The 20,253-nt window shown below is 39.6% G+C and carries 27 protein-coding genes and 1 tRNA gene; 19 read left to right on the top strand and 9 right to left on the bottom strand.

The genetic code is table 11. The annotated features are described in order from the left end of the window. The first annotated feature begins 10 nt into the window (after positions 1–10). The 14 genes from KW060_RS13565 (at position 11) to KW060_RS13505 (ending at position 12,302) form a co-directional block, all read left to right on the top strand. Positions 11–220, top strand: coding sequence for a Flp family type IVb pilin (locus tag KW060_RS13565; protein WP_249035927.1), 210 nt, complete (start codon positions 11–13; stop codon positions 218–220). Between the two features lie 100 nt (positions 221–320). Then, positions 321–506, top strand: coding sequence for a Flp family type IVb pilin (locus KW060_RS15980; RefSeq protein ID WP_420833126.1), 186 nt, complete (start codon positions 321–323; stop codon positions 504–506). Between the two features lie 142 nt (positions 507–648). Further along, on the top strand, positions 649–1,182 hold the full coding sequence (locus KW060_RS13560) for an A24 family peptidase (protein ID WP_249035926.1): 534 nt from the start codon (positions 649–651) through the stop codon (positions 1,180–1,182). 21 nt (positions 1,183–1,203) lie between these two features. Then, complete coding sequence (cpaB, locus tag KW060_RS13555) at positions 1,204–2,115, top strand: Flp pilus assembly protein CpaB (protein WP_250646689.1); 912 nt, start codon at positions 1,204–1,206, stop codon at positions 2,113–2,115. Between the two features lie 28 nt (positions 2,116–2,143). Next, positions 2,144–3,556: a type II and III secretion system protein family protein gene (locus KW060_RS13550; RefSeq protein ID WP_249035924.1), complete on the top strand. Its 1,413-nt coding sequence runs from the start codon at positions 2,144–2,146 to the stop codon at positions 3,554–3,556. 9 nt (positions 3,557–3,565) lie between these two features. Continuing rightward, entirely contained in the window at positions 3,566–4,267 is a 702-nt protein-coding gene (locus KW060_RS13545; RefSeq protein ID WP_249035923.1) for a CpaD family pilus assembly lipoprotein, read from the top strand. A 2-nt stretch (positions 4,268–4,269) separates the two neighbouring features. Next, a complete protein-coding gene (locus KW060_RS13540; protein WP_249035922.1) occupies positions 4,270–5,490 on the top strand; it encodes a CpaE/TadZ family protein in 1,221 nt (406 codons plus the stop codon). Between the two features lie 89 nt (positions 5,491–5,579). After that, positions 5,580–7,244, top strand: a complete 1,665-nt coding sequence (locus KW060_RS13535) for a TadA family conjugal transfer-associated ATPase (protein ID WP_249035921.1) — start codon at positions 5,580–5,582, stop codon at positions 7,242–7,244. A gap of 9 nt (positions 7,245–7,253) precedes the next feature. Further along, positions 7,254–8,231: a type II secretion system F family protein gene (locus tag KW060_RS13530; protein WP_249035920.1), complete on the top strand. Its 978-nt coding sequence runs from the start codon at positions 7,254–7,256 to the stop codon at positions 8,229–8,231. 2 nt (positions 8,232–8,233) lie between these two features. Continuing rightward, on the top strand, positions 8,234–9,214 hold the full coding sequence (locus KW060_RS13525; protein WP_249035919.1) for a type II secretion system F family protein: 981 nt from the start codon (positions 8,234–8,236) through the stop codon (positions 9,212–9,214). A 147-nt stretch (positions 9,215–9,361) separates the two neighbouring features. After that, complete coding sequence (locus tag KW060_RS13520) at positions 9,362–10,513, top strand: sensor histidine kinase (RefSeq protein ID WP_249035918.1); 1,152 nt, start codon at positions 9,362–9,364, stop codon at positions 10,511–10,513. 29 nt (positions 10,514–10,542) lie between these two features. Further along, positions 10,543–11,334: a hydroxyacylglutathione hydrolase gene (locus tag KW060_RS13515; protein ID WP_249035917.1), complete on the top strand. Its 792-nt coding sequence runs from the start codon at positions 10,543–10,545 to the stop codon at positions 11,332–11,334. A gap of 21 nt (positions 11,335–11,355) precedes the next feature. After that, positions 11,356–11,655 carry an SCP2 sterol-binding domain-containing protein gene (locus KW060_RS13510; RefSeq protein ID WP_249035916.1) on the top strand — a complete coding sequence of 100 codons (300 nt, stop codon included), beginning with the start codon at positions 11,356–11,358 and terminating at the stop codon, positions 11,653–11,655. A gap of 53 nt (positions 11,656–11,708) precedes the next feature. Further along, positions 11,709–12,302 carry a hypothetical protein gene (locus KW060_RS13505; RefSeq protein WP_249035915.1) on the top strand — a complete coding sequence of 198 codons (594 nt, stop codon included), beginning with the start codon at positions 11,709–11,711 and terminating at the stop codon, positions 12,300–12,302. Between the two features lie 70 nt (positions 12,303–12,372). On the opposite strand, the gene KW060_RS13500 is transcribed toward KW060_RS13505, so the two are convergent. Further along, positions 12,373–12,669 carry a hypothetical protein gene (locus tag KW060_RS13500; protein ID WP_249035914.1) on the bottom strand — a complete coding sequence of 99 codons (297 nt, stop codon included), beginning with the start codon at positions 12,667–12,669 and terminating at the stop codon, positions 12,373–12,375. A 107-nt stretch (positions 12,670–12,776) separates the two neighbouring features. Between KW060_RS13500 and KW060_RS13495 the strand changes: the two genes are divergently transcribed. Beyond that, on the top strand, positions 12,777–12,956 hold the full coding sequence (locus KW060_RS13495) for a hypothetical protein (protein WP_249035913.1): 180 nt from the start codon (positions 12,777–12,779) through the stop codon (positions 12,954–12,956). On the opposite strand, the gene KW060_RS13490 is transcribed toward KW060_RS13495, so the two are convergent. After that, a complete protein-coding gene (locus KW060_RS13490; protein WP_249035912.1) occupies positions 12,935–13,579 on the bottom strand; it encodes a hypothetical protein in 645 nt (214 codons plus the stop codon). The two genes, KW060_RS13495 and KW060_RS13490, sit on opposite strands and share 22 nt — an antisense overlap. 73 nt (positions 13,580–13,652) lie before the next feature. Next, on the bottom strand, positions 13,653–13,859 hold the full coding sequence (gene rpsU / locus KW060_RS13485; protein WP_249035911.1) for a 30S ribosomal protein S21: 207 nt from the start codon (positions 13,857–13,859) through the stop codon (positions 13,653–13,655). 181 nt (positions 13,860–14,040) lie between these two features. On the opposite strand from rpsU, the gene KW060_RS13480 reads away from it, so the two are divergent. Then, positions 14,041–14,700: a COQ9 family protein gene (locus KW060_RS13480; protein ID WP_249035910.1), complete on the top strand. Its 660-nt coding sequence runs from the start codon at positions 14,041–14,043 to the stop codon at positions 14,698–14,700. On the opposite strand, the gene KW060_RS13475 is transcribed toward KW060_RS13480, so the two are convergent. Continuing rightward, entirely contained in the window at positions 14,697–15,776 is a 1,080-nt protein-coding gene (locus KW060_RS13475; protein ID WP_249035909.1) for a 5-(carboxyamino)imidazole ribonucleotide synthase, read from the bottom strand. The genes KW060_RS13480 and KW060_RS13475 overlap by 4 nt on opposite strands. Positions 15,777–15,781: 5 nt before the next feature. Continuing rightward, complete coding sequence (gene purE, locus KW060_RS13470) at positions 15,782–16,273, bottom strand: 5-(carboxyamino)imidazole ribonucleotide mutase (RefSeq protein ID WP_249035908.1); 492 nt, start codon at positions 16,271–16,273, stop codon at positions 15,782–15,784. 225 nt (positions 16,274–16,498) lie between these two features. On the opposite strand from purE, the gene KW060_RS13465 reads away from it, so the two are divergent. Next, on the top strand, positions 16,499–17,239 hold the full coding sequence (locus tag KW060_RS13465) for a GGDEF domain-containing protein (protein WP_249035907.1): 741 nt from the start codon (positions 16,499–16,501) through the stop codon (positions 17,237–17,239). Here KW060_RS13465 and KW060_RS13460 read toward each other — a convergent pair whose 3' ends face one another. Next, entirely contained in the window at positions 17,240–17,437 is a 198-nt protein-coding gene (locus KW060_RS13460; RefSeq protein WP_420833198.1) for a YdcH family protein, read from the bottom strand. A 52-nt stretch (positions 17,438–17,489) separates the two neighbouring features. Beyond that, a complete protein-coding gene (locus KW060_RS13455; protein WP_249035905.1) occupies positions 17,490–18,062 on the bottom strand; it encodes a UbiX family flavin prenyltransferase in 573 nt (190 codons plus the stop codon). 369 nt (positions 18,063–18,431) lie between these two features. Between KW060_RS13455 and KW060_RS13450 the strand changes: the two genes are divergently transcribed. Next, the gene (locus KW060_RS13450) at positions 18,432–18,599 is read left to right on the top strand and encodes a YdcH family protein (RefSeq protein ID WP_249035904.1); all 168 of its coding nucleotides are present in this window, start codon (positions 18,432–18,434) and stop codon (positions 18,597–18,599) included. 71 nt (positions 18,600–18,670) lie between these two features. Here the strand turns inward: KW060_RS13450 and KW060_RS13445 are convergent, their stop codons facing one another. Beyond that, positions 18,671–19,264 carry a DUF1013 domain-containing protein gene (locus KW060_RS13445; RefSeq protein WP_249035903.1) on the bottom strand — a complete coding sequence of 198 codons (594 nt, stop codon included), beginning with the start codon at positions 19,262–19,264 and terminating at the stop codon, positions 18,671–18,673. A 214-nt stretch (positions 19,265–19,478) separates the two neighbouring features. Beyond that, positions 19,479–19,555 (bottom strand) — tRNA-Arg (locus tag KW060_RS13440). Positions 19,556–19,724: 169 nt separating this feature from the next. Here KW060_RS13440 and KW060_RS13435 point away from each other — a divergent pair. After that, entirely contained in the window at positions 19,725–20,252 is a 528-nt protein-coding gene (locus tag KW060_RS13435; protein WP_249035902.1) for a hypothetical protein, read from the top strand. Position 20,253 lies beyond the last annotated feature (1 nt).

The raw sequence follows: 20,253 nt of genomic DNA, 5'->3' as shown, positions 1-20,253 counted from the left end.
AGCAAGAACAATGACAAATTTATTTGCAAAATTACGTAAATCAGAAAAGGGTGCAACAGCGATCGAATATGCACTAATCGCTGCACTAATCGCGCTAGCTATCGTTGCAGGTGCAACAAGTCTTGGTGGTGCTATTAACGGTAAGTTCACATCAATTGGTACTGACGTTACTAACTCTACAACATCAAGTACTTCATCAACAACTACATCTGGCGGTTAATGCTAGTTGGTCCTTAGGGACGAATGATAATATTCGAAAAGAGGGTGTTTTTATAACTCCCTCTTTTCGAGCGCATTATAACAATAAGTCGGGTGTCATAATGAAAATCAGGCAGATATTGAAGGATATAAAGGGGGCTACTGTCGTAGAGTATGCTTTAATCGCCTCTATCATTGCATTAGCAATTGTCGTTGGGTTTCAAGTGATATCCGGAGCCGTTCAAACCAAATATACCACGGTGGGGACTGCGATTACCAACTCTACAACCGGATCATCCGGAGGGTAAATTACCCGAATTATATATTTGAATATAAAAACTAAAAAAAATCAGTTCAGTATCATAGTAAATTAGTTCTTTATAACGTTAATAATAACAATAAAAATCAATCGGATGTTACATATCCGGTTTAGTTATCGGAACAAAAAAAGTGATTATCAATCTTGTAATATCGTTGTTTGTGTTGCTAATGATTTGGGCAATCGTTTCTGATGTGCGATATTATTTGCTTCCTAACAGTTTGGTCTTATCTGTATTTATCCTTTATTTGATCTATCTACTTTCACTGTATTTTGTGGGATATACATTATCTTTGGAATACATCGGATACTCTTTTGCGATTTCTATTGTTATTTTTGGATTTTTGTTAGCGCTTTTTGCATTTAACATGCTTGGCGGTGGGGATGTGAAATTAATACCTGTGGTTGCATTGTGGGCGGGGCCTTCGTTAACTATAAAGTTTCTTTTAATAACAACTGTTTGCGGAGGTATTGTATCTGCGGCGATAATAGGGTATCGTTATGTGCGGAGAAAGATTTTTCAACTTAAATCTTCAGAAATTGTAAACCATTGTGTGTCAGAGTCGAATGAGTTTAAAAATGAGGAACTCAATATACCTTATGGAGTAGCGATATCAGCAGGGGGCCTATTCATAGCCTTCGAGCTTTATCAAGCTCATAATTAAGGACAATGTTAGGATAAGAAAATGGATATAAATATAAGAAGCATAGTCCTAATTGGAATCGCGCTAGTTGTAGCCGGCGTGGCTGCACTTATCGCCAGATCTCTCGTGACTAATCCAGAAGCCGTTCAGGTAGTAGCAGAAGCACCTGAGCCCACATACACTGAAGTATTAGTGGCTAATAAAGTTATCCGGACGGGTTTTTTCCTTAAACGAGAAGACCTTGAGTGGCAAAATTGGCCAATGGATAATATCAATCCGAATTATATTCAAAAAACATCTGATGCAGTTGCGGAAGAACAAATTAATGACGTTTTGGGTTCTGTCGTGAAATTGCCAATCGTAGCAGGAGAGCCTGTATTAAATGGACAAATCGTAAAGCCTGGTGATCGCGGCTTCATGGCTGCGGTACTTACGCCTGGTAACAGAGCGATATCCATTAATATCAATTCAAAATCTGGCATTTCTGGTTTTATTTTTCCGGGTGATAAGGTTGATGTACTTCTTACTCATAATGTTGTGTTTGGGGCAGGTGACAATGAGTTTTCATCGGAAGTGACAGAAACCGTGATGAAGGATATTCGGGTTCTCGCTATTGATACCTTTATGAATAATGAAACAAATACACCGACTATCGGTAAAATTGCTACTTTTGAAGTAACACCAAAACAAGCGGAAAAAGTGGCTCTTATGTCAAGAATGGGTGAACTTTCCCTTTCATTAAGAAGTTTGGCCGTTGAATCGGAAGATGATGAGGGGGTGGCCAGAATGATGAATAATCAAGCAAGAACGATTACTTACATCAATGATGTCAGCACAGTTGCTGGCGGTAATACTGAACTTGGCAATCAAACAAATAAAGTTAAAAAGGTTCGTGTGCTGAGGGCGGAGCAGGCCCAAGAGTTATCCTTTACGGAAGCGCGCGTGAATAACTAAAGGCAAAAAAGAGATAGAGAGATATAAAATGATAAAAACAATAAAAAATATCAGCCATATCAGCCTTATGATTATTACGTTATTCAGCGGTTCGTTCATGGCAATTTCTGCAAATGCACAGGAAAAAGAACATATCAGTATAGAGGTAAGTAAAGGTACGCTCGTTAGGTTTGATAAAGATGTTGATAACGTTTTTATTGCTGACCCAACAATTGCGGATATCCAGATTAAATCACCTACACTTGCCTATGTATTCGGTAAACGACAGGGACAAACTAGTCTTTATGCTATCTCAGAAGATGACGAAGTTGTCTTTGAAGGTGAAGTTACGGTTAATCATAACCTTGGTAATTTTGAGGCTGCATTGAATACGGTTATGCCTGATTCAAGAATTAAAGTGGAAGTATATGAAGGCCTACTTATTCTGACTGGGCATGTTAAAAACCCTGAACAAGCTGAAGAAGCGCGCAGGATGGCAACAGAGTTTATTGGTGCCGAAAGCACGATTATGAATAAGTTGCAAATTGCAACACCTGTTCAGGTGAATTTACGTGTTAGGATCGCGGAAGTAGGCAGAGAAACAATGAAGCAGCTAGGTTTTAACTGGGAAAATCTGCTGTCGACATCCGGTGGGACTATGGTTGGTATTGCGCAAGGGCGTGATGCATTCTCGGGTATAGGCGTCGGCGCTGCTCCTACCGATGGAGCGGTGTTTACAACAGATGGCGGTAACTTCTTTGGTAGATTGCCGATTGGTAATCTTGATGTGAACTTCCTTGTTGATGCAATGGAAGAAGAAGGCGTGATTTCCGTTCTCGCTGAACCAAATTTAACTACACTTTCTGGTGAAAGTGCCAGTTTTCTTGCTGGTGGTGAATATCCAGTTCCTGTGTTCCAGCAACAAGGGATTAGTGTTCAGTATAAAGAGTTTGGCGTGGCGCTAAACTTTACACCTGTTGTTTTAGATAGCGGCAGAATAAATATTCATCTCAATCCAGAAGTAAGTCAGCTTACATCTTCTGGTGCGATTACAGTTCAAGGTTTAAATATTCCTGCATTAAGTACGAGGAAGGTAGAAACTACTGTTGAGCTTGGAAGTGGGCAAAGTTTTGCTGTTGCGGGTTTAATGCAGAATAGTGGTGTACACGATCTGACTAAATTCCCATGGTTAGCTGATATTCCGATTATTGGTGCTCTTTTTAAATCTAGTGAATTTACAAGACAAGAATCTGAACTCGTAGTGATTGTTACTCCTTACATAGTTAAGCCGAACAATGACGATAACATGCATTTGCCAACAGATAACTTTAGATATCCGAATGATAGAGAAAGATATCTGGAAGGAAAATCTTTTGTTGGCACTGCTACAAATAATCCAGAACCAATTCAAGGTGCCAATGGGCAAAGAATTAAAGGTGCTGCTGGCTTTATTTTGGAATAGGAGAGGAAAATGAAAAAAATAATTAACAAAGACTCCAATAAAAATTTCAAAAAGAATTTTAAAACTGTTGCTACGGTAGCGGCTTGTGTGACGTTTCTTTCTGGATGCGGAAATAGTCTGACAAATTATACAGGTGTGGAACCTCAGCAACGTAATCAAGTTGAGATGGTTCGAGTTCCGTTTTCTATCCAATTTGAAGCAGGACAAGTGGCTCTTACAAAATCTGAAGTTGATCGTCTGAATTATTTCCTAAGAACATCCAATGTTAAATATGGTGATGAATTTAGTATGGATTTTCCGTTAGATGCTAACGGGGAGCTTTCTGATATTGATGCCAAAAGATTGGCGCATATGTCCGACCTATTAAAGGAAAGTGGATTATATATGTCTTCAATGGTTACTCCTTATGGTATGGAGCCAAAGGCAAATTCAGGACGACTTATTATTTCAAAATATGTTGTAACGTTACCTGAATGTGGCTGGTCACAACCGTCGTATCCTAATTATGAAAACGCACCACTTAACAATATTGGCTGTTCAATCCAAGCAAATCTTGGCTTGATGGTTGCAAATCCTAAAGATCTGATCACTGGCGCTAAGGGTGGGCCAGTAAACGCCGAGCGTACAGCACTTGCAGTAGAAAGATATCAGTCTAGAGTTGTTACTGTATCAGAAGCGTCAGCGACTGAAGTCACTGGGGGGAGCCAATAACGATGGAAAATCAAGCAAAGACTGGGGCACAGATATTTGGTGCCTATTTATGTGATGATGAAACAACCCAGAATTTAGTCCCTGTTATTAATGAACGGGATTGGGATACATCACAAATTAAAATGGGTGGTATTGAAAGTGCTATCCGTACGTTAGCATCATTAGGATCGCCGCAATATTTATTAGTAGATTTGTCAAATTCGGTGGACCCCGAAGATGATATCAACGCACTGGCAGAGGTTTGCGAGCCTGGGACAATGGTTATTACTATTGGTACAGTCAATGATGTTAATTTTTACCGGAATATGATCGCCTGTGGTGTACAGGATTATCTGGTGAAACCTGTTGATACGGAGCAATTAAGGGAAGCTTTCATCAATGCGGAGCATACGTTAAGAGCACCCGTTGATACGGTTGTGCATGAAGAGGAAAGCTTTAAAGATAAACTTGTTTCGGTTATTAGCATTCGTGGCGGTGCTGGTGGCAGTTTAATTGCTACCAATCTCGCTTGGATTTTAGCCAATGATAGAAAGCAAAATACAGCGCTTTTAGATTTAGATATGCATTTTGGTGTTGGTGCTCTTACATTTGATTTGGAGCCAGGAAGAGGATTAACAGATGCTCTAGAAAACCCAAATCGTGTTGATGGGCTTTTTATTGAACGCGCTATGATTAAAGAGAGCGATAATTTATCAATTCTTGGTTCTGAAGCACCGTTAAATGATCCATCTTATACTGATCCGGCTGCGCTAAGTCATTTGCTTGCAGAAATGCGTAGTAACTTTAAATATGTTATTTTGGATCTGCCGAAAAACACTGTTGCAGATTATCCAATGCTGATTAGTGAGAGCGATGAAGTAATACTCGTGTCAGACTTATCATTAGCTGCAACACGGGATATGGTTCGAATGATATCATATTGTACGTCTGTATCACCGCAGGTTAATATTAAAATCGTATTGAACAAGGTAAACGGCCCGACACTATGTGAAGTCAGCAAAAAGGATTTCGAAGCTACAATTGAAAGAAGTTGTGATTGGGAAATTCCACTGGATCAAAAGTTAATGGTTCAAGTCGCTAAAAGTGGCAAAGTGCTAGCTCAATCAGCGAAACACAGCAAGATTTCTAAAGTAATCAACAATATTTGTGATTCAATAGTAAATGATAAGTCGGCAAAACAGCCAGGCTTGCTTGAAAAGCTTGGCTTAGTTAAGCAAAAGTGAATGCGTAATAACAGTAGAATACAATGAAACCATCATTTGGAAGAAAATCGTTATCTAACTCATCTGCTTCTTCGGGTACTATTACACCAATGAAGAAGTCAAGCGCTGGTGCGCCTGCAGGTGCTCATAATAAGCGTGCATTAGATAATTCTGTTGAGACAAAATATATGTCTTCGGATGCAAATGTGGTGGATAAGGCGTATGAACTTATTGAGCCGGTGTTAGAAGAGAAAATTTCCGCAAAAGAAGCAAAAGAGATGTCGCGTGGCGACGCTGTTGCGATCATTGAAAACATTATCAATGATGTTGTTAAAAATCACAGATTGCAGATCAATGATCTAGAGAGACGTGATTTGACGACTGTTTTGCTTAATGATCTTATTTCTGTGGGTGCTAGCAATGATAAAGAAGAAGCTGCCCCTAAAAAAGAAGAGTCAATCGTTAAGAAAAAAACTAAGGCGCAAAAGAATAAGGTCGAGCAAGATCAGTTAGCCAGTAAAGAAAGTATTATTGAAGCCAAAGATAAGCTTCAGCCTTTATTGCTTGAATATATTGATGCGGCTGCGGCCAATGAAATGGATCGTTCTGATCTAGCCGATCAAGTCAGTGAAGCTGTGAATGAGCTTATGGCTCAAGAGAAGATTAACCTGAATTTACGCGAGCAGCGTGAACTGGTTAAAATGCTTCTGAATGATATGCTTGGATTGGGGCCGCTTGAGCCGCTTCTGGAAAATGAAGATGTGACCGAAATCATGGTCAATGGACCAAAGCAGGTCTACATTGAAAAATCAGGTAAAATTCAACTTTCTGATGTAACATTCCGTGATGATCAGCATCTGATGAATATCTGTACCAGAATTGTGAATGCAGTGGGCCGCCGCGTTGATGAAACAACACCAATTTGTGACGCGCGCTTAAAAGACGGTAGCCGTGTTAACATTATTATTCCACCACTTGCTATCGATGGCGCGTCGATCTCCATTCGTAAGTTCGCCAAACAGAAAATCACCCTAGATAAAATGATTGATTTCGGTAGTATGTCGCACCGCATGGCAACGGTTCTTAAGATTTCTTCGGCAAGTAGACTTAATATCCTTATTTCTGGTGGTACAGGTTCTGGTAAAACAACAATGCTGAATGCTCTGTCGCGTATGATTGATGTAGGCGAGCGTGTTGTAACCATTGAGGATACAGCCGAACTGCAGATGCAACAGCCACATGTTGTACGTTTGGAAACTCGCCCAGCCAACTTAGAAGGCAAAGGCGAAGTTACCATGAGAGATTTGGTGAAAAACGCACTTCGTATGCGTCCTGATAGAATTATTCTTGGTGAGGTTCGTGGTGCAGAGGCATTTGACGTGCTTCAGGCGATGAATACTGGCCATGATGGTTCAATGTGTACGCTCCATGCTAATAATCCGAGAGAAGCCTTAACGCGTATGGAAAATATGATCGGTATGGCTGATCTTAAATTGCCGCAGAAAGCAGTAAGAGAGCAAATTGCAGGTGCCGTGGACCTTATCGTACAAGTGTCCCGTATGAGAGATGGTGGCAGACGTTGCGCGTCTATTACTGAAGTTGTAGGCATGGAAGGCGATGTTATTACGACCCAAGAATTATTCCTTTATGAATTTACAGGTGAAGACGCTGAAGGAAACCTTGAGGGCCGCTTTAGACCTACTGGACTTCGTCCTAACTTTATCGAAAAAGCAAAATATTACGGACTTGATCGTGCATTGATGGAGGCCTTATAGGAAAGATAGATGATAGTTGATAATCCTACATTATTGATGATTGCTGTATTTCTAGGTGTCCTGATCATTGCTGGAACTGTGATTGTGGCAATGAATATTTTTGGGAAAACCAGAAAAGTCACAAAATCTCGATTGAATAAGATTAAAGGACGTCACGGCAACGCTGCTATCATCGAAGAACAGAAGAAAGTTCTATTTAAAAAGCAAGAAACCTCTGTACTTGATGGTCTCATCCCTAAACCTGAAGAATTACGTAAAAGATTAAGACGTACAGGGCGTAATATTACGTTTAAAAATTACATAACAGCAAATTGTATTGTGGCGTTTGTAACGTTGGTTCTACTGTTTCTGTTTAGCACAGTTTCACTCGTACCTTCTATCGCAGTTTCTGTAGCTGTGGGGCTTTTTATACCTCATCTTTATGTTTCGATGGCCATCAACAGAAGGTTAAATGCATTTACAGTTCAGTTCCCTGAAGCAATTGACTTAATTGTTCGTGGTCTTAAGGCAGGTTTGCCGGTCACGGAATCTATTGCGGCTGTAGCACAAGAAATGGAAGATCCGATTTCGACCGAGTTTAAAATAATCAGTGATGAAGTTAGGTTCGGTAAAACACTGGATGAGGCGTTATGGCAGACATCAGAGCGTCTTGAAACGCCAGAATTTAAATTCTTTGTGATTTGTATTTCTGTGCAACAAGAAACAGGTGGTAACTTAAGTGAAACTCTTGCAAACCTATCCAGTATTCTTCGCGGCAGAGCGCAGTTAAAACTTAAGATTAAAGCCATGTCATCAGAGGGTCGTGCAAGTGCGGGTATCATTGGCGCCTTGCCATTTGTAATGACTGGGTTAATGTCTATTGTGAATTATGAATATATCAGCGTGATGTTCACCGATCCGCGTGGGCAGGTGGCACTGTTAATTGGGGCTGTTTGGATGTCGATTGGCATCTTCATTATTTCTAAAATGATTAATTTTGAGACGTAATCATGGAACAATTTTTACCAGATGGCATAACAGGTGAAGATGTAATCACATTATTAGCGGCGGCTTCTGCTTTCCTTGTGATGATGGCTATATGGAGTACAGGCATCGTTAAGGATGGTATGGATAGCAAAATCAAATCTTTGCAGGCGCGCAGAAATGATTTGAAACGCGGTTATGTTGCGCCGGTAAAAAGACGTCAGACAGTAAAGAAAAAGAAATCTGTTGGTATGATGGGGGACTTGGTTAGCAAGTTTAACCTGGTCAAGAATGAACAGGCAGAAAAATATCAACAAAAACTGATCCAGGCAGGTTATAGAAGTAAAGAAGCGCTTGTTATATTCATGTTTTTTAAAATCGTTATGCCTGTTTTGGTTGCGATTATTGCGATTATTGTTGTTTATGCGTTGGGCTTGTTTGAATTAAACCAAAGCCAAAAGTTATTGGTTGTTGTTGGCTCATCATTAGCCGCATCGTATTCGCCGGAGCTTTACTTAAAAAATCATACTGACAAAAGAAATCATGAAATTCAAAAATCACTACCTGATATGCTTGATTTGCTTGTGATTTGTGCTGAGGCAGGTTTGACTTTGGACGGTGCAATCACACGTGTGGTAAGAGAAATGGGCTCTTCTAATCCTGAGCTCGCCGATGAATTTAATTTAACAGCTATTGAACTTGGCTTCTTACCGGAACGTAAGATAGCACTTCAAAATTTGGCAAGCCGCATTGATTTGCCCTCTATTAAAGCTGTTACTGCGACATTAATCCAATCAGAAAGATACGGTACGCCGCTTGCGCATTCATTGCGCGTACTTTCGGATGAATTCAGAAATGAACGTTTCATGAAAGCAGAGGAAAAAGCAGCGCGTCTTCCTGCAATTATGACTATTCCATTGATCTTATTCATTCTGCCAACCCTCTTTATTGTACTATTGGGTTCGGCAACATGTTCTATTAATGACAGCCTAATTAACGTTACATAATCAAGGGTTTAGAGCCTAAAAAAACACTATGGTTAACAAAAAGTTAATTTTTTTGTTGATTTCGCGAATCAGATGAGAGATGATTCGTTGAGTGATTTGATTTCAGTCGAATCTAGAAAACAAATACACAACGAAGGTACGCGAGAGATGGGCACGTCCTTTACTAATCTTGATGAAAGTGCTGCAATAAATATTGCAACGCATCCCCGTTATGTTGATGAAAATGGTCTCTTTAATGTTGTATTTAATGAGGTCAGTGAAGCGATCATCTTGCTTTCCATAGATCCGGAAAAAGATATCCCGATTATTAATGACATAAATTATCATTTTGAAATGATAACCGGGCATTCTTTTCATTCGATCAGAAGAAAACCATTATTTGATTTTCTGCATAAAAATACCGAACAACACATTATTTATGATGCGTTAAAAAACAGGAAGTCAGCCTTTATCAATTGTAATTTTATATGTTCCAATCAACAAATTCTGAAAATGAATATGACGGTTAGACCATATAATGGTGATAAAACCGCATCACGTTTTATTTGTGTATTCAGGGTAACCAAAGACAACATCCAGCTAAAAGACGAAGCTGCACGTGACATAAAGCAAAAATTACTTGCTGCCATGCATCATAACTTTAAAACGCCACTAAACGGCATTCTTGGTTACTCAGAAGTTATTATGTCGGAAATGTTAGGGCCAATTGGTAAGAACACCTATAAAGAATATGCATCGGATATTCACGGCGCCGGCAAAGAGTTACTTGAATTAATTGATAGTCTTCTTGAGCTAAAGGAACTTGAAACCACAGAGTTTGAGTTATACGAAGAAAATATTGATTTGGTTGATATGCTTAAAGACTGCGTTAATAAATATAAAAATGCTGCGATCAAAAAAGATGTCATTGTCGAGGTTTCATATGTGCTGAATTTCCCTGACTTTAAGGGGGATCGTACAAGGCTACAGAAATCAATCGAAAGTGTTATTGATAACGCTTTGAAATTCACATCCAAGGGTGGAAAAATCGTTGTTGGCTTAAGCAGAGACGAAAATGGAAATTGTGTCATTAGTATTAAAGATAACGGCAAGGGTATGACCCCGCAGGAAATTGCCAAGGCCTTTAGTGATGATACACAGCTTGATAATATTTATTCCGATCCATCAACGGGAATTGGTTTTGGTATTTCCTTTGTGCAGAAATTAATCGAAAAACATGGCGGTAGTCTTTCTATAATCAGTGCGCCGGGCGAAGGAACAAACGTTAATTTGAATTTACCTGAAAATCGGTTACTCTGATTCATTATTGAATCTTGGAAAACTGATTTATGCTCGTTCGACAAATTTACGCCGATAACAACCTAAGAAATTTTCATTATCTAATAGCGTGTGAAGAAACGCGTGAGGCGATGGTTATTGACCCGCTTGACGTGGACCGATGTCTTGACGCTGCAAAAAAAGACGGTTTTAAAATTACCACTATTTTAAATACCCATGATCATTGGGACCATATTGGTGGTAATGCAGAAATGAAGGAAAAAACTGGCGCAGAGATATTTTGTCATGCTGGGGCCAGTAAAAAAATTCCGGATGTTGATAAGGGGCTTGTCGCCGGTGATATTATCCAAATAGGCAGGCAAGTAAAACTTAATGTCATGGATACGCCGGGGCACACAGAAAGTCATATCTGTTTGTTATCAAATGAGAAAACACCATCTTTTTTCTGTGGTGACACGATGTTTAATGCAGGTGTAGGACATTGTAAACTTGGGGGTAACCCGGATAAGTTATTTAAAACTTTTGATGAACAAATAAACAAACTTTCTGATGAGACAAAAATTTATCCCGGTCATGATTATATGATTAATAATCTACAGTTTACCCTAGACAGGGAACCGGATAACGAAGATGCCAAATCTTTCTTGAAAAAACTTGAAAAACAAAGCCCGCATGATGCTTATGTATCAACGATGAAAGATGAACGTAAAATAAATAGTTTTCTTCGGCTTAGTAGCGCATCTATAATCAATGAATTAAAAAAATCCTTCCCGGAACTAGGTGACAATCCAAATTCAAAGGATGTTTTTTTAGCATTAAGGGAACTAAGAAATCACTGGTGATTTATAACTAAGGAAAAACGTATGAGCCTTGAACAACATACTAATATGATCAAAGAGAAAACCGATAAAGCGGATAGTCTTAATAAAAAGGTGAAATTCATTCTTACAGATGAAGGGGTTATCCATGTAGATGCAACCAATAATCCTGCGATAGTGACCAATGATGATCTGGATGCAGATGTTACATTCACCTTGACCATGGATAATTTTGAAGGGCTGATTGATGGATCATTAAATCCGCAGATGGCGTTCATGATGGGGAAATTGAAAATCGATGGTGATATGGGACTTGCTTTAAAGCTTGCCGAGATATTCGAATAAGGATATAACGTCTCGTTATATTATTTATTTATTTTTAGACAGGATGGACCAGGATGGACCTCAATAAAGTTGGATTACACATTCATGAACTAAGAAACCAGTTTAACTATGTAGAAATTGGTGTGGGTTTATTAAATCAATCATTGGAAAAAGGAAGTACGCCGGGCGTATTTTTTGCACTTCAATCTATCTTTCATGCAGCTGGTCAAGTATCCCGTACACTATGGGCACCACGTAAAAAGGGTCGTGCCAGAGCAGAAGCTCTAAGAAAGTTTATGGGCATTCCAGATGAGCATCCATTAAACAATAAGGATCTTCAAACACTGTTTGATTTCAGTGATGAAGCAAACGAAGAGTGGGTTAAGAAAACTGTTGGTAAATATATTCTGATGGATTACGTCGGCGACCTTGGTTCAAGTCAGCATAAAGACGTAGAAATTGAAAATATTTTCAGATCTTTTGATACAAAGGGTAAAATTTATGTTTACCGTGGTGTTGGCTTTAACATGGAAAATGTTATGAAGACACTGAAGCCAGTAAGTGATGCCGTCAATAAAGCACATTATCATCTTTTCCCGGACCAGTGGGCGGAAGCACCAGCGGATGAAAAGAAATCAGAAGATAAGCAAGAAGAAGCTAAGTCTTAATCAAGATTTTAGTATACGAATTTCAAGGAAAGCAGGGCTTATTAGTCCTGCTTTTTTTATTTCTCATTCATTATTTAAAAGATTGAATTGATTTCATCAACGTTAAGCCGCCGCGACCAATGATAAACATGGCACTGTATATAACGATCATATCCCAGTTTTGAACCTGATAATTATTGGTAACGATCGTGCCGAGGGATAATAATAACAGCAATAATCCCAGATATTGTGAAACGGTTAGAAAAAATCTTAAGTGTTTTAACATTCTTTTTTTACGGGCAGTCATCGGTGTGGCTTCCTTGATGCCACGTTTACGATCAGCCACACGTTGTCTCAAAGGCTTTCGAACTTGCTTTTCTTGTTTCATAAACTTTCCTTTGATCCTTAAAAGTGTCAGAATGATTGATATTTCTTTTCTATTATATGATTTCGGAGTATAGAAAGTGAAATTTAAAAATCAAGCGGGTTAAGATAATGGCTTCATATAACGTAACATTGAAATCAGACGTAAAACTTGGAACTTTTTATTGGGTGACGACTGTTAACGCCGACAGCGAAGAAGAAGCGGTAACAGCCGCAGAACATAAATTTCTGGAGCAGCTTGGCAGTGAAGCTGAATGGGATTTTACCGATTATGATGCGGAAAAATTATAACGCGTCTTTTTAAGTTTTGGATACCATGGTGCATCCCAAGTACTTGCAGGGATTATTTCTGCAAGGGCGCCATTTTCATGAAACCATGAATCAACTACGAAATGACCGTCACCGGTTATTATTTTTTCTTTCCCAATTTCATGAATAGTAGCCGAACTATGAGGATAGCTTAATTCGTTGAAGTTGCGCCTTAATGGTTTTCCTAGCGTATGGAATTTAATGAAACCTGCTTGTCTCATTAGATAAAGATAACTTGATGTATTAAAGGCTTCATCAATACAGTCCATTTGACCCTTGGTATTGAGACTTATAACCGCGGCCTTTGCTTTATCGTTTGCCGTTCCGGTTTTGGGGCCGATGAATTGCTCGATTAAGGCAATTGATTTTGCAATCAACATTCTTTCTTCTTCTGCGTTTTTGACATCACCATTAAAAATATACTCGACACGTGCCCATTCTTGGTCCGTGAGGCCGGTTGTCTGATAATTCTTGCAACCATAGCCATGGCACACACCAAAGCTTCTGTGGCTCTCAAGATTATCTGCGTGCCCTATAAGTTTATCATTTGAATAGGAACAGGCCGAAACCATTAAAATCAAGAATGTTAGAGTAATATTTTTCATTTCCCCACCTTAGCAATAAAAAAGCCGTCGCTCAAATCAGAGGACGGCCTTTAAATTCAGTAACGTTTAACGCTTATACGGCGCCATCGCGTTCAAGACGTTTACGGTCAAGTTTGCGAGAACGACGAACTGCAGCGGCTGTTTCACGAGCTTTCTTTTCAGATGGCTTTTCATAGAAACGGCGCATTTTCATTTCGCGGTAAACACCTTCGCGTTGAAGTTTTTTCTTCAGGGCACGAAGTGCTTGATCAACGTTATTATCGCGGACAATAACCTGCATGGTTACAGTCACACTCCTTTCTGGTTTGTGTTAAATCTAAAAAACTTTTGTTTTTAAGAGGAGTGCTTTCTAACAAAAGATGTATGCTTTGTGAAGGGATTAAAGGCACTTTTCTGGGATTTATTGAATTTTTAGGCCGATTTGACTTTACCTTTGGCATAATCAGGCTCATATATAAGATATGACAAAGAAAAATGAAAATATGACACCGGACGATTATCGCGATTCGCTACTGGATGCGATAATGACACATGTGGCGTTTGATGGCTGGTCTGATAAGGCTATGAAGCAAGCAGCAGAAGACATCGGCATTGATCCGGGTATCGTAGATTTAGCCTTTCCGGATGGTGCAATGGGCATGCTTGACTTATGTGCGCAGCGCTGTGATCTTGCAATGCTTGAAATCATTAAAGACGCAGAATTCCATGATCAAAAAATTCGTGAAAAAATTACAGCTCTTGTTCGTGCACGTATTGAAATTGAAACCCCTCATAAAGAAGCAGCGAATAGAGCAGCGCCTTTTGTCGCATTACCGCAAAATCATTACCGTGCCCTTAAAATTTTATACCGTACGGTTGATTTAATGTGGAAAGCAATTGGTGACCAATCGACCGACTTTAATTACTATACAAAGCGTATGACTTTATCGGCCGTTTATAGCAGCACATTTTTATATTGGCTCAATGATGAAAGCGAAGACCATCAGCAAACATGGGAATTCCTTGATCGCCGCATTGAAAATGTCATGCAATTTGAAAAATTCAAATTCCAGAATAAAGATAAATTACCTGATCTTGCAAAAGTTTGGCGTAAGCTTGGCGAAAAACGTTACGGCAGTTAATATCCGTTTGGATAAAGCCTTGTAACATGGCCCATTTTACGCCCCGCGCGTGTTTCTGATTTTCCGTAATGGTGAACGCTTGCCCCTTTTTCAGCAAGCAGTGCACCATATTGGTCAATATCATCACCAATTAAGTTGGTCATGCGTGCTTCACCAATAAAATCAACGCATCCAAGTGGCAATCCACAAATCGCACGAATATGCTGTTCAAACTGGCTAGTTGGGCAGGCTTCAATGGTCCAGTGACCGGAATTGTGCACGCGCGGCGCAATTTCATTAACCCGAAGTACAGGGTCATGTTGTGAAACAAAATATTCAACCGTTAAGACGCCGACATAATCCAGTTTTTCAACAATTTTCGATGCATTCGCGATAGCGAGTTCTTTGATGGATTGGTCAATACGCGCTGGCGCAATTGATAAATCGAGAATGTGATTTTTATGAATATTTTCAACGGGGGCAAAACATTTAATTTCACCAGACTGGCTTCTGGCGGCAACCACTGAAATTTCAAGGTCGAAATTAATAAAGCCTTCGATGATAATTTCTTTGCTGTTTAATTTTTGCCATGCGTCTGCAAGACCAGCTTCAGATTTCACAATCGCTTGCCCTTTACCGTCATATCCGAAACGGCGCGTTTTTAAAACCGCTGGATAACCAATGCCTTCTAATGCGGTTGCTGCCTCTTCAAGTGTTGAAACACCTTTAAATGGTGCTGTTTCGATCCCTAATTTATTAATGAAGGTTTTTTCTGAAAGACGGTCCTGTGATACTTCAAGCACTTTTGAGCTTGGGAAAACATTGGTCGTTTTCTTAAGGAATTCAACCGTAGAAACAGGAATGTTCTCAAATTCATATGTGACAACGTCAACGGAATTTGCAAATGCTTCAAGGGCTGCGTGATCTTCGTAATCAGCATGTGTTGCCGCATTAGCAACTTGTTCTGTCGGGTTATCAAGGTCAGGACAGAATACGTGAGTTTTAAATCCAAGTTCCGCTGCGGCCATTGCCATCATGCGGCCCAATTGGCCACCACCAAGCATTCCAATAGTCGATCCGGGGGTAAGCGTATTCATTACAATTAATCCACAGGAATTTCAGCCACGGCACCGGTTTGTGCTGCGCGCCATTTATCAAGGTTCTCTGATATTGTTTCATCACCAAGTGCAACAATCGATGCCGCCATTAGTCCCGCATTTTTTGCACCTGCCTGTCCAATAGCAAGCGTTCCAACCGGTACACCGCCGGGCATTTGAACGATTGATAAAAGACTATCCATACCTTTTAATGCTTTGCTTTCAACAGGAACGCCAAGAACTGGTAATGATGTCATAGAAGCTGCCATGCCGGGTAAGTGAGCTGCACCACCCGCGCCCGCAATAATAACTTGAAGACCGCGATCTTTTGCTGATTTTGCATATTCATAAAGACGGTCTGGCGTACGGTGCGCAGATACAATACGACATTCATGTTCAACACCCAGATTTTCCAGTACATCTGAAGCATTTTTCATAATATGCCAGTCGGATTGGCTTCCCATTATAATACCAACGCGGGCTTTATTTTCACTCATGTTCTGTCTCTTGACCAATTATTCCGGCCATTCCGGCCTGTTTAAAAAAAAGGGATTATACTGATCTAAATCAGTTAGGCAAGTTTACTGTAGAATTAAGATTCGGCGAATGTTATCATTGAATATGCCATATACTATGAATATATATAGCATAATAGAACGACAATGATATGTTGAAAATTCATATTTTAAACAATCAGTCATATAAATATAGGTGCAAATTAAGTGAAAGTGCAAGGGCCCGGCCAGGTTGGAAGAGCACAACCGATACGCCGAAAAACAATAGAAAGAACGAAAGCAACATCATCTGTTGCTGCGACTTCCCCTGCGCGAAATATTGCTGATACGGCCAGTGTTCTTGGCATACCTGCCCATGAAATGACCCCAAAGGTTCGCAATGCGATTATGACATTGATGGCAGAAGTGGACCATATGCGTAATGAGCTTGAAATTGCGCATAGAAGAATTTCTGAGCTTGAAAAACTGGCGGATCAGGATAGTTTGATTGAAATTTCAAATCGCCGTGCATTTGTTCGTGAAATGACGCGAATGATTTCTTATTCCGATCGTTATGGCATCAATAGTTCATTGATTTTCCTGGATATGAATGATTTGAAAGTCATAAATGACAATCTGGGCCATAAGGCGGGTGATGAAGCCTTGATGCATGTTGCCAGGGTGATGATGATGAATTTACGTGATTCTGATATCATTGGGCGTCTTGGTGGTGATGAATTTGGTATTATCCTACCAAAAGCAAGTGAGCAAAATGCCAATGCCAAGGCACAGCAAATTTTAGCATCTTTGGAAAAAAATCCGTTAAGGATTAGCGGTAAAGAAATTCCAATTAAGGTTGCCTATGGTATTTACCCACTTCATTCGGGACTAAGTCCTGATCAAGCACTCGATCATGCGGATAAGAAAATGTATTCTCATAAGCAGGATATGAAAAAGAATAACTTATAATCAGGCGATTATGTCTGGTACCAATTGATCTTCCAGCTTCGCAATCCGGTCTTTCAGCATTAGTTTTTGCTTTTTCAATCTTTTGATTTGCAGCATATTTGTTGTACCTGAACTGATTAAAGCAGCAATCGCATCATCAAGGTCGCGGTGTTGCACCCTGAGTTCCTGAATCTTTTCAAGAATATCTGCTTTATCCATATTCATTCGCTATTTTCTCCCTATGATTAATATAGCATATAAGCACAAATTTTTATTCTGATTTCCAGCGTTTTAATTCATCAACCTCGATATCAAACAGGTCCAGAATCCTTGCGACCGATTGATCAATCATTTCATCTAGTGAAGAAGGTTTTGTATATAGCGCCGGCACTGGTGGTGCGACAATTGCCCCCATTTCCGTAAGCGATGCCATGGTACGCAGGTGGCCCAGATGAAGTGGTGTTTCCCGAACCATCAGAACCAGTTTTCGTCTTTCTTTTAGGGTTACATCAGCGGCCCTGCTTAACAGGTTTGAAGTGACGCCCGTGTTGATTTCCGACATGGTTTTTACGGAACAGGGCACAATTAACATGCCGTCCGTTTTAAATGAACCACTGGCAACAGATGCGCCAATGTCGTCCACTTTATGAACTTCAGTTGCCAAGGCATTTATTTCTGAAATTTTCATTTCTGTCTCAAGACCGGCCGTTACTGCGGCGGCTTTCGACATGATTAAATGGCTTTCGATGTTTTGTTTTTTGAGCAGTTCAAGCGTACGAATACCATATGAAATTCCAGATGCGCCGCTGATCCCGACTATGAGTCGTTTTTGATTATTTGCCATTTAATATTCGCCTAAAACTTTAGATATCAGAATCGTAAAAGTTACATGTGCATTATATATATCAAAAATATTTTATATTATATAGCGTTACAAAGAATCTAACAAAATTAATGCGATTTTAATCCCATTTGGCGTGACTCTTGATTTTATTTATGCTGTAATCTTTTTTGCTATGACCATATTGGGAAATCCCATTTGGTGAGTAATAATTGGGAGTGCGAATGGCTTTTTGTCCATTTATGAAACATAACGCATCTGAAAATCGCGAACTTTATTCGCTGATCAAAAACTCACACATTATTAATAAAACATCTCAATACGGCATCAGCCAAAATTCCGAATATTCCAACACAATCAGGAGATCAAAATATGCATTCTGAAGCTCATATCAATGCACTTTCTAAAAAACATGCCGCACTGGATGAAAGAATACATCATGAAGAAATGCGTCCGGCGCCGGATAGTACGATTTTGCATGAGCTAAAGAAGGAAAAGCTGGTCTTAAAAGATGAGATCGCTCGGCTGAGTACGCAATAAAATATGATTGATCCAATAAAAAACCCGCTTATTTTAAGCGGGTTTTTTTTACATCAAAATTTGATGGTAATTTATTCTTGAGCTTCTTGCTCCGGAGCCTCTTCAGCTGGTGCATCTGCCTCAGCTGTTTCTGCCGCAGTTTCTTCGCGGCGTGGGGCTGCTTTCTGAACGGCTGCATCAAGTTCTGTTTGACGACATAGTCCAAGAAGTACTGGATCAACAGGTTTAATGTTGCTCATATTCCAGTGTGATCTTTCGCGGATCGCTGTGATTGTAGGCTTGGTTGTGCCAACAAGCTTTGAAATTTGTGCATCCGTTAATTCTGGGTGATGTCTTAAAAGCCATGCAATCGCGTCTGGCTTATCCTGTCTCTTTGAAACAGGGGTATATTTCGCGCCGCCACTTCTGGTTTTTGCCGGAACTTCATCTTTAACCAGTTGAAGTTCAGCTTTCTCATCATTTTGGCAACGTTCAATCTCGGCCCATGTGAGCTGACCATTTGCAACCGGATCAAGTCCAACAATATTAACTGCGACTTGTTCGTCGGCGATACCTTGTACTTCCAGTTCATGCAAACCGCAGAATTTTGCGATTTGTGTGAAACTGAGACTTGTATTATCCACAAGCCATACGCCTGTAGCCATTGGCATTAAAGGCTCTGTCATAATAACTCCTAAATGTTATTCTTATTCTGAATCGATAGCAGCAGCATAAAGTGTGTTGTAACAAATGAAAAGACCTTTTCATTACCACAAATGAATGTGCAGGTAGTTCGCTAAAGTTTATTCAGAACAGAGGTTATATTTATTTGTAACTGATCCCATATTGCAAATTATCCATCACTGGACCAATAAAAACAAATTATGTTGGGAAGATGAATGGCGCGCTTGGGAAGATTCGAACTCCCGACCCCTTGATTCGTAGTCAAGTACTCTATCCAGCTGAGCTACAAGCGCTTCTCATTCGAAATGTGAGACGCAAACTAATCATATCGGCCACTGATTGCAAGCATCATTTGACAAATATATTATTTTTTTTTGAAAAAAGCTATTTTTGTGCGCTTGTAAGGGGCAGTTTCATCAATTAAAGTAGAGGAATATTTTAGGTAAGGAAGATTTTCAGATAATGAAATTGAATGAAAAATCGTTATATTACAAATATTTGAAGCCAGTAGTGTTTGTGCTTCCGGTTTGTATTGTCGCAGGATGCGCTTCTGGTAACGATAATGAGTGGCCAGTATTACAAGCCGATAATTTATGGAACGAAATTGAAGAAAAAGCGAATGATGAGAGTGCTGTTTCGCTAAATTCAGTAAACTTGAATGATACGAGTCTCAATAATAGCTTTGATAACGCCCACCAAATGACAATGGATGAAATTCGGGAAACCATTTCAAATTCTGAAATTAGGATTAATGAATTAGAGCAAAATATTAATGTTGCAATAGCAGCATATAATCAGGCTTCAAATGATGAAAAGCCCCAGTATTGGCGCGGAGTGGAAATTGAAAAATCCCGTCTTAATGATGTTGGGGGAACATTACGTCAGATTGAATATCAGCTTTCAAGCGGTGGATTTGTTTCTTCAGAATTAACGCATGTTAGGACATTGTTAGAAAGAATATTAAGAATGACACCGAAACTGCCGGAATAAA

The sequence above is a fragment of the Pseudemcibacter aquimaris genome, assembly GCF_028869115.1.
Lineage (GTDB): Bacteria > Pseudomonadota > Alphaproteobacteria > Sphingomonadales > Emcibacteraceae > Pseudemcibacter > Pseudemcibacter aquimaris.
This window is presented reverse-complemented; position numbering and strand designations above follow the sequence as displayed.

Bases quoted from the DNA above. Each gene is read 5' to 3' on its own strand.
- KW060_RS13480 (WP_249035910.1), top strand. From the start codon at position 14,041: ATGACAAAGAAAAATGAAAATATGACACCGGACGATTATCGCGATTCG.
- KW060_RS13460 (WP_420833198.1), bottom strand. From the start codon at position 17,437: ATGGATAAAGCAGATATTCTTGAAAAGATTCAGGAACTCAGGGTGCAA.
- KW060_RS13510 (WP_249035916.1), top strand. From the start codon at position 11,356: ATGAGCCTTGAACAACATACTAATATGATCAAAGAGAAAACCGATAAA.
- KW060_RS13515 (WP_249035917.1), top strand. From the start codon at position 10,543: ATGCTCGTTCGACAAATTTACGCCGATAACAACCTAAGAAATTTTCAT.
- KW060_RS13550 (WP_249035924.1), top strand. From the start codon at position 2,144: ATGATAAAAACAATAAAAAATATCAGCCATATCAGCCTTATGATTATT.
- rpsU (WP_249035911.1), bottom strand. From the start codon at position 13,859: ATGCAGGTTATTGTCCGCGATAATAACGTTGATCAAGCACTTCGTGCC.
- KW060_RS13455 (WP_249035905.1), bottom strand. From the start codon at position 18,062: ATGGCAAATAATCAAAAACGACTCATAGTCGGGATCAGCGGCGCATCT.
- cpaB (WP_250646689.1), top strand. From the start codon at position 1,204: ATGGATATAAATATAAGAAGCATAGTCCTAATTGGAATCGCGCTAGTT.
- KW060_RS13530 (WP_249035920.1), top strand. From the start codon at position 7,254: ATGATAGTTGATAATCCTACATTATTGATGATTGCTGTATTTCTAGGT.
- KW060_RS13565 (WP_249035927.1), top strand. From the start codon at position 11: ATGACAAATTTATTTGCAAAATTACGTAAATCAGAAAAGGGTGCAACA.
- KW060_RS13505 (WP_249035915.1), top strand. From the start codon at position 11,709: ATGGACCTCAATAAAGTTGGATTACACATTCATGAACTAAGAAACCAG.
- KW060_RS13500 (WP_249035914.1), bottom strand. From the start codon at position 12,669: ATGAAACAAGAAAAGCAAGTTCGAAAGCCTTTGAGACAACGTGTGGCT.
- KW060_RS13520 (WP_249035918.1), top strand. From the start codon at position 9,362: ATGGGCACGTCCTTTACTAATCTTGATGAAAGTGCTGCAATAAATATT.
- purE (WP_249035908.1), bottom strand. From the start codon at position 16,273: ATGAGTGAAAATAAAGCCCGCGTTGGTATTATAATGGGAAGCCAATCC.
- KW060_RS13435 (WP_249035902.1), top strand. From the start codon at position 19,725: ATGAAATTGAATGAAAAATCGTTATATTACAAATATTTGAAGCCAGTA.
- KW060_RS13525 (WP_249035919.1), top strand. From the start codon at position 8,234: ATGGAACAATTTTTACCAGATGGCATAACAGGTGAAGATGTAATCACA.
- KW060_RS13545 (WP_249035923.1), top strand. From the start codon at position 3,566: ATGAAAAAAATAATTAACAAAGACTCCAATAAAAATTTCAAAAAGAAT.
- KW060_RS13475 (WP_249035909.1), bottom strand. From the start codon at position 15,776: ATGAATACGCTTACCCCCGGATCGACTATTGGAATGCTTGGTGGTGGC.
- KW060_RS15980 (WP_420833126.1), top strand. From the start codon at position 321: ATGAAAATCAGGCAGATATTGAAGGATATAAAGGGGGCTACTGTCGTA.
- KW060_RS13540 (WP_249035922.1), top strand. From the start codon at position 4,270: ATGGAAAATCAAGCAAAGACTGGGGCACAGATATTTGGTGCCTATTTA.
- KW060_RS13445 (WP_249035903.1), bottom strand. From the start codon at position 19,264: ATGACAGAGCCTTTAATGCCAATGGCTACAGGCGTATGGCTTGTGGAT.
- KW060_RS13450 (WP_249035904.1), top strand. From the start codon at position 18,432: ATGCATTCTGAAGCTCATATCAATGCACTTTCTAAAAAACATGCCGCA.
- KW060_RS13495 (WP_249035913.1), top strand. From the start codon at position 12,777: ATGGCTTCATATAACGTAACATTGAAATCAGACGTAAAACTTGGAACT.
- KW060_RS13535 (WP_249035921.1), top strand. From the start codon at position 5,580: ATGAAGAAGTCAAGCGCTGGTGCGCCTGCAGGTGCTCATAATAAGCGT.
- KW060_RS13490 (WP_249035912.1), bottom strand. From the start codon at position 13,579: ATGAAAAATATTACTCTAACATTCTTGATTTTAATGGTTTCGGCCTGT.